The organism is Bradyrhizobium sp. BRP20 (assembly GCF_020194215.1).
In the GTDB taxonomy this organism is placed as follows: Bacteria; Pseudomonadota; Alphaproteobacteria; order Rhizobiales; family Xanthobacteraceae; genus Bradyrhizobium; species Bradyrhizobium yuanmingense.
The window spans coordinates 40568-47778 of sequence record NZ_JADYVY010000031.1 but is presented as its reverse complement, the minus strand read 5'-3'; the positions used below and the strand labels follow the sequence as shown (position 1 = coordinate 47778).

The 7211-nt window shown below is 60.4% G+C and carries 8 protein-coding genes and 1 pseudogene; 3 read left to right on the top strand and 6 right to left on the bottom strand.

Annotation, left to right across the window (positions count from 1 at the left end; all coding sequences use genetic code 11):
- Positions 1-110 precede the first annotated feature (110 nt).
- From I6F33_RS38715 to I6F33_RS36060, 6 genes and pseudogenes are all read right to left on the bottom strand, one after another.
- The gene (locus I6F33_RS38715) at positions 111-521 is read right to left on the bottom strand and encodes a chorismate-binding protein (RefSeq protein WP_369418416.1); all 411 of its coding nucleotides are present in this window, start codon (positions 519-521) and stop codon (positions 111-113) included.
- A gap of 104 nt (positions 522-625) precedes the next feature.
- On the bottom strand, positions 626-1276 hold the full coding sequence (locus I6F33_RS36080; protein ID WP_346656764.1) for a hypothetical protein: 651 nt from the start codon (positions 1274-1276) through the stop codon (positions 626-628).
- Positions 1277-1376: 100 nt separating this feature from the next.
- Positions 1377-1939, bottom strand: a pseudogene (locus I6F33_RS38710) (aminodeoxychorismate/anthranilate synthase component II).
- 362 nt (positions 1940-2301) lie between these two features.
- Positions 2302-2577: a hypothetical protein gene (locus tag I6F33_RS36070; protein ID WP_225143518.1), complete on the bottom strand. Its 276-nt coding sequence runs from the start codon at positions 2575-2577 to the stop codon at positions 2302-2304.
- Between the two features lie 141 nt (positions 2578-2718).
- On the bottom strand, positions 2719-3030 hold the full coding sequence (locus I6F33_RS36065; protein WP_225143516.1) for a protein rep: 312 nt from the start codon (positions 3028-3030) through the stop codon (positions 2719-2721).
- 456 nt (positions 3031-3486) lie between these two features.
- Positions 3487-4383 carry a LysR substrate-binding domain-containing protein gene (locus tag I6F33_RS36060; protein ID WP_225143514.1) on the bottom strand — a complete coding sequence of 299 codons (897 nt, stop codon included), beginning with the start codon at positions 4381-4383 and terminating at the stop codon, positions 3487-3489.
- A 107-nt stretch (positions 4384-4490) separates the two neighbouring features.
- Here I6F33_RS36060 and I6F33_RS36055 point away from each other — a divergent pair, with 107 nt between their 5' ends.
- The 3 genes from I6F33_RS36055 to I6F33_RS36045 are packed head-to-tail and all read left to right on the top strand — an operon-like array spanning position 4491 to position 7111.
- Positions 4491-5240 (top strand): SDR family NAD(P)-dependent oxidoreductase, encoded by a 750-nt coding sequence (locus I6F33_RS36055; RefSeq protein ID WP_225145651.1) that lies wholly within the window; start codon positions 4491-4493, stop codon positions 5238-5240.
- Between the two features lie 24 nt (positions 5241-5264).
- A complete protein-coding gene (locus tag I6F33_RS36050; RefSeq protein WP_225143510.1) occupies positions 5265-6104 on the top strand; it encodes a transketolase in 840 nt (279 codons plus the stop codon).
- Positions 6101-7111 carry a transketolase family protein gene (locus tag I6F33_RS36045; protein WP_225143508.1) on the top strand — a complete coding sequence of 337 codons (1011 nt, stop codon included), beginning with the start codon at positions 6101-6103 and terminating at the stop codon, positions 7109-7111. Before I6F33_RS36050 ends, I6F33_RS36045 begins: the two co-directional genes overlap by 4 nt.
- Positions 7112-7211 lie beyond the last annotated feature (100 nt).

Genomic DNA, 7211 nt, shown 5'->3' with positions numbered 1-7211 from the left:
CGGTCCAGGAACGGCTTCAGCCAGCGTTCGAGTTCGTCTTCCCATTCCGCCATGGTCAGCCCTCCAAGAGCCGACCACCCATGAATCATTGAAAAATCGATTCGGGAATCCTAATAAAGAGCCCAAACCCAACAATCTGCCAAAGTAGTGCTAGGCGCGCCCGTCATCGACCCGCCCGGAAAGCTCGCAGTAATACAGCGGATGACATCCTCGGGTGACGGCAATTCGCCACGGATGGTGCTGACCAGTTGGTGCACGGTCTTGTAGCTTTCGATGTGCATGAGGCTTGGCACATGAACACTTCCGATGCGGCAGACGCGACCAAGATCGTTCCGCATGAGGTCCACGATCATGAGATTTTCGGCCCAGCTCTTCTCGTCCAAGCGCAATTCTTCAGCGATCCGGTCGTCTTCGTCCGGGACTTCGTGTCGAGGCGCGATGCCCTTGATAGGCTTGGTCTCGACAACGAGGTTGCGATCGATCCGCAGGAATCTTTCCGGGGAAGAGCTGGCAACGCAAATATCTCCAAGCCTGAGGAAAGCGGAGTATGGGGCCGGATTTCTCCGCCTTAGGATTCGCTACAGGTTGAGCGGGTCGATCTCTGTCTCGACGGTGATCTCGTTGGTCAGACAGATCTCGTAGGTCTCGCCAGCTCGGATCTTGGAAAGGCATTTTTCGATGTTTTGCAAGTATCGGACCCGTCCTGACGAAGCTTGAACTGAATTGGACCCCGATTTGCGTGGAGGGAGGACGGGGAGACGCCAGCAGCAGGTTCAATGCCGTGGATCTCCCGCTCGGTCTTGCTGATCCAAAGGGCAGCATCGTCGGACAATCCTGTCTCGATGTCGGGATAGAGCGCAACGATGTGGATGCGGCCATTCTCATGATCAAAGGCGAGGAATCTTGTGCAGAAGATGAAGACTGCATCCGGATATTTCGATGGTCGTGAGCTGACGCCGCAGGTGAGTGACTTCAGTTCATAGCCGAAATAGCCCACGTGGCCACCTTTGAAGGGAATGTCTTGCACATCAGCCTGATCTTTCAGCTTGTGCGCGGCACGTCTAACGGCGAGAAATTCGAAAATCGATTTGGAGATGATCATTGGTGATGCCTCGCCGTCGCGAGTGATCCCAATTTCCTGGCGAGTTGCATCGTAGCATCCCAGATAGCTGCCCGGCCCGCTAAGCCCTCCCATGAAGGACCACCGCGACACCCCGGGCACCAGCATGCTGCTGTCCAGCCAGAAAGCAGGCTGCGCACCACCAAAGAGACGCACGAAAACATCCTCAGCGCTTGCGGTGCATGAGGCCGTTGAACTTCTCGCCCTATACGTCGCCGTCTTGAAGAGAAGGTTGCTGGCGCGCGGGACGTTCATTTCAGGACCCCGCCAGTGCTCTGAGCGAGGATGGGGGCGCGGACGAGGCGCACAGATCAGAGAGGAAGTTGGCAAAAAGTTCTCGTCCGTATTGGGAGCAGATGGATTCCGGGTGAAACTGCACACCGTAGTGAGGCGCCTGCCGATGGCGTAGCCCCATAATCACGCCATCCTCACACATAGCACTACATTCAAGGCATTCCGGAAGCTCACTTGTCACTGCCAGAGAATGGTATCTGGTCACATTGAAAGAGCGCGGCAGCCCTTCGAATAGGCCCCTTCCGGAGGTTGTGATGCTGCGGATCCGGCCATGGAGCGGCTCTGGTGCGCGGGCAACGGATGCACCATGAAAATGGGCAATGCATTGATGTCCCAGCACACGCCCAAGACCGGAACGGCGCTCCCGGCCAAAACATCCATCGTTGAGCCGACATCCTTGGAATTTTGAGGACTTCCTGGGCCGGGTGAGAGAATGATCCGCTCATGAGGTATTTTGCGGATTTCGCTCCATGGCACTGTGTTATCCAAGACAATGACTTCCCTACCATTCACCTCGCCGACCATCTGGGCAATGTTGAATGTAAAGGAGTCGAAATTGTCGATCAGGATCACCGATCTCTCAAAGCCTCTCTCGTTTGCTGGCATCTCCATTTCCTGCTGCGCGCGGCTAATCCCATACAACGGAGAACTCCGCTGCGGTGAACGGCAGCGGCATGACCCAGCGTCGCGGTAGATGCGTGCTTCTCTGATCTGCTACGGCTCGAGAAGGCGCAGGGCGTTACTCTGCTGGATCCTACCTGAGCATGCTGTACTTTTGCCGCTGACACGTCAGCTCATTATGTCCATTGCGAGAGCCGACTTTGGTCGCTGCGAGAGTCTTTGTACCTGAGCTTGATCAGGCCAGCATTCGTTATCCGATTGTCCTCCTATCTCTCATCTCGATCAATCACCAGTGCTGGTAGTTGACGGGGGCGCAAAGCTACCGGGCTAAGATTCCGCCATATTGAAGAGGCTGCCATCGGCGCCCTCATCGTGAAGGCGAAGTAGATCGCATTCGGCACGAATGTCGGCGGAGAGTTCTTCTCGATCGCCAGCTGTGGCAAGCGCAGCACGTTCGGAAGCCACCGCTTGTCGGCCCGCAACCGCTCGGCGGCTTCCGCCATCGCGGGCTTCTTCAAGTAGACGAGTTGCGCGACCGACATGCCTACGCGGACGGCATCGACGATAACCGCCGTATCACCGGTCCAAGGTCGTTTGCCGCGTCGGCTGCCAGTGCGGCGCCATATCCAGCGAGACCTCCTCAAAGAGTGCCTCGGCGTGCGTACGCGTCCGGTGACTTTCAATTACCCACAAATGCTTGGCTCGACCGCGATCCGATCGAAAAAACTTGAAACGGATGAATCGCTTGTGATTCGTTGTCGGGCAGCCACCGCAAACCTTTGCCATCGTTGGGGTCGAACAGCTCGCGGGTGTGAGCACCCCACGATGGCGGGGCTTCCGCCGACCTTCGTGTAGAAGATCGCACCCGGCTTGAAGCAGTACTTGAGGGCTTCCTGCAGCGACTTGCGACCCGTGACGGTCAGCGGCGCGAAGCCGCCGCGCATCTTCTCGATCCGGACCATCGGGTCGTAGTCGGCGCGAGGCTTGCCTTCCAAGCCGCGCGCAGCTTTTCAAAAGAGAGATATTCCTTGCTGCCAGGCTCGAAGTAGCTGGGGCCGACGATAAAGATGCAGTGCAGGTGCACCATGAAAAGGCCCGTCTGTCCGTTGCCTGATTTCGAGCGCGCGCAGCCAGGCAAGTAAGGCCCGCCTTATCGCAACCGTGCGCATCAAACTGCGGTAGGCTTCGGGGATCTGGTTGACCGCGACCCAGAGGTCGTATGCCGGCACAGCCCGGGTCGTGAGGGTGCCCATCAAGGGCCGTGAGCCAGGGTTCTAGCGGATGTACCCTCGATCGCGGCGCCCTTCTCCTCGACCAGCTTGGCGGCCCGGCGGCGTTGAGCCGTCGGGCAGACGAGGTGGTTGCACTCGTTCATGGCGCGAAAGACCGCCTGTGCGGCGTCGATCTCTCCGTCCTCAAGCGCGTCGGCGATGCTCGGCCAGACTTGGATCTTAGTGCGCGGAACCTGCGGTCCCGCCACCGAGTTGCGCCACGAGCCAATCTGCAAAGGCTCGTACCGCAGATCTCTGTCGGCTGGCCCGTGGGTAGATCAGGCGATGGCCGACGTAGCGGATATCCTTGGCGCGTCCTGCCAGTGGCGCAACCAGTCGCCCGCTCGCCAGTTCGCGTTCGGCCAAAAGGGTTGATTCCATCGCTACTCCCAATCCCTCCGCGGCCGTTGCGATTGCCAGAAAGCTGCGATCAAACCTCATGCCGTGCAGGGCGGGGGCTTCCAATCCGTTGGCGGTAAACCATTGGTGCCATTGCACCTGCTTCACGTCGGAGCGGATCAGCGTCTGATCGAGGAGATCGGCCGGCTTCCTTATCGATTTTGCGAGAGCAGGGGAGCAGAGCGGGGTGACCGTTTCCTCGGGGAGAGGAACAACCTCCACGCCCTCCGCCCGCGGCGGACCGTAGACGATATCGATGTCGAAATCATCGTTGCTGAAGCGAGCGTAGTCCGTGCTCGCAGCCAGCCGCACTTCGAGCTTCGGATAGGCGGCGAGAAATTGTGCGAGGCGTGGTGCCAGCCACTGCGCAGCAAAACTAGGTGCCGAATGGACGCGCACCAATTGCGGTCCGCGCGCGGCGACTTCCTCGAGGCCACGGCGGAGCTGATCAAATGCCGCTCCCGTGTGGCGCATCAGGTTTTCGCCGGCTGGCGTGAGCCGCACTGACCGCGCGCTGCGCTCGAACAGAACGGTCCGAAGCGTGTCCTCCAGTTTGCGGATGGCATGACTGACCGCACTCGGTGTCAGGTGAAGCTCATTCGCCGCATCGCGAAAGGATCCGGTGCGGGCGGCGGCTTCAAAGGCGCGAATTGCCGATATCGGGACATTCGACAGCATCCCATAAGTGAACCAGATTCATCGATCCATGACAACTGTGCGTTTGTCTGTTGCGCGTCCGCGGTTCATTGGTCTTGCCAAGGAAAAAACATTAGTGGGAGGAACTGATGCTGCTCAGGGGTAAGACGGCCATCATTTCGGGCGCGGCCTCGCCGCGCGGCATCGGGCTTGCCACGGCGCGCCGGTTCGCTACCGAGGGCGCTCGGGTCGCCATTCTCGACATTGACGCGAGCGCGGCGGCGGACACCGCGGCATCGCTTGGCAAGTCCCACATTGGGCTGCGATGCGACGTCGCCGACAAATCATCCTGCGAGCAGGCCGTCGCTCGCGCGATCGAATCCTTCGGAAACATCGATATCCTCATCAACAATGCGGGCATCACCCAGCCGGTCAAGTTCCTGGATATCTCGCCGGCTGATTGGGATCGCATTCAGGACGTCAATCTGAAGGGCATTCTGTTCCTCTCCCAGGCGGTGATCCCGCACATGCGCGTGCGCAAGTCCGGATCGATCGCCTGCATGTCGTCGGTTTCGGCCCAGCGTGGAGGGGGAATTTTTGGTGGCCCGCATTATTCGGCGGCCAAGGCTGGCGTGCTCGGTCTCGCCAAGGCGATGGCCCGTGAGTTCGGCGCGGACGGCATCCGCGTCAATTGCGTAACGCCCGGCCTGATCGGCACCGATATCACCGCGGGCAAGCTGACCGACGAGATGACGGCGAAGATCCTGGAAGGCATTCCGCTCAATCGTCTTGGCACGGCAGACGACGTCGCCGGCATTTACACCTTCCTGGCCTCGGATCTCTCCGCCTACGTGACTGGTGCCGTGATCGACGTCAACGGCGGCATGCTCATCCACTGAGCCAGCAAGACAAGGTCCAGATCGATGGAAACGCTCACTAATACGCCCAAGCTGGCGGACCGCGCCTACAACATTCGCCGCAATGCGCTGCGCATGGGCGAGGTCCAGGGCCAGGGCTATATCGCACAGGCGCTGGACATCTCGGACGTTCTCGCCGTGGCCTATTTCCACGCGATGCGCTACCGGCCGGAAGATCCCTCCTGGGAAGACCGCGACCGCTTCCTATTATCAAACGGGCACTACGCCATCGCGCTCTATGCGGCTTTGATCGAGGCGGGGATTGTCCCCGAGGACGAGCTCGAAACCTACGGCAGCGACGAGAGCCGCCTGCCGATGTCGGGCATGCGCTCCTACACGCCCGGAATGGAGATGTCGGGCGGCTCGCTCGGGCTTGGGCTCAGCATCGCCGTCGGCATGGGCCTCGGGCTCAAGCGCAAGAAATCCGAGGCGCGGGTGTACACGTTGTTCTCCGATGGCGAGCTCGACGAGGGGGCGGTCTGGGAAGCTATTCAGTCGGCGGGCCATTACAGGCTCGACAATCTGATCGGCATCGTCGACGTCAACAATCAGCAGGCGGACGGTCCTTCCACGCAGGTGATGGCGTTCGAGCCGCTGGTCGAGAAGCTTCAGGCTTTCGGCTGGTTCGTGCAGCGGATCGACGGCAATGATCTCGATGCCGTCGTTGCCGCGTTCGATGCCGCCAAGTCTCATCCCGCGCCCAAGCCGCGGATGATCGTCGCCGACACGCTGATGGGCAAGGGCGTTCACTTCCTGGAGCAGCGCGAGAAGAACCATTTCATCCGCGTCGAGCAGCACGAATGGCAGCTCGCCCTGGCCGCGCTGGAAGCCGGGAGGCAGGCATGAAGACCGTCAGATCAGCACCCCAGCCGGGCAAGCCGCGCCTGACGACTTCAGCCATGATCGCTTCGATCGCGGCGGAGGGGCAAAAGACGAAACCGGCGCCGTTTGGACACGCGCTCGTCGAGCTCGCGCGCAGCCGTCCCGATGTGGTCGGCATGACGGCCGATCTTGGCAAATACACGGACCTGCACATCTTCGCGAAGGAATTTCCGGACCGCTATTACCAGATGGGCATGGCCGAACAGCTTCTGTTCGGCGCCGCTTCGGGCCTCGCCGCGGAAGGCTTCATGCCGTTCGCGACCACCTATGCCGTGTTCGCCTCGCGGCGCGCCTACGATTTCATTCACCAGACGATTGCGGAGGAAGACCGCAACGTGAAGATCGTCTGTGCACTGCCCGGCCTGACATCGGGCTATGGCCCGAGCCATCAGGCCGCGGAGGACCTTGCGCTGTTTCGCGCCATGCCGAACATGACGGTCATCGATCCCTGCGATGCTCATGAAATCGAGCAACTGGTGCCCGCGATCGCGGCGCATCAGGGCCCGGTCTATATGCGCCTGCTGCGAGGCCAGGTGCCGGTCGTGCTGGACGAATACGACTACAAGTTCGAGCTCGGCAAGGCCAAGCTGATCCGTGACGGGAAGGATGTTCTAATCATCTCGTCCGGCATCATGACAATGCGTGCGCTCGAGGCGTTGCAAACTCTGAAGAACGACCGCGTCGATGCCGCGGTGCTCCACGTTCCGACCATCAAGCCACTCGACGCCGAGGCGATACTGCGTGAAGCCGGTAAGTCAGGCCGGCTGGTCGTCGTTGCCGAAAACCACACGACGATTGGCGGTCTCGGCGAGGCGATCGCCGCACTCCTGATGCGTTCAGGCGTCCATCCGCCTTTCCGCCAGATTGCATTGCCGGACGAATTCCTTGACGCCGGCGCACTTCCGACGCTGCACGACCGCTACGGCATTTCGACCGCCGAGGTCGCAAGGCAGATCAAGCAGTGGCTTTAGCGGACCGGCACTAAACGCCAGTCAGGCTCCGAGTGAAGAGTTCCACCCGCTGCAGATTGCGGCGGGCGAGCGATGGCTGTTGCCCGAATTTGGGCGGTCG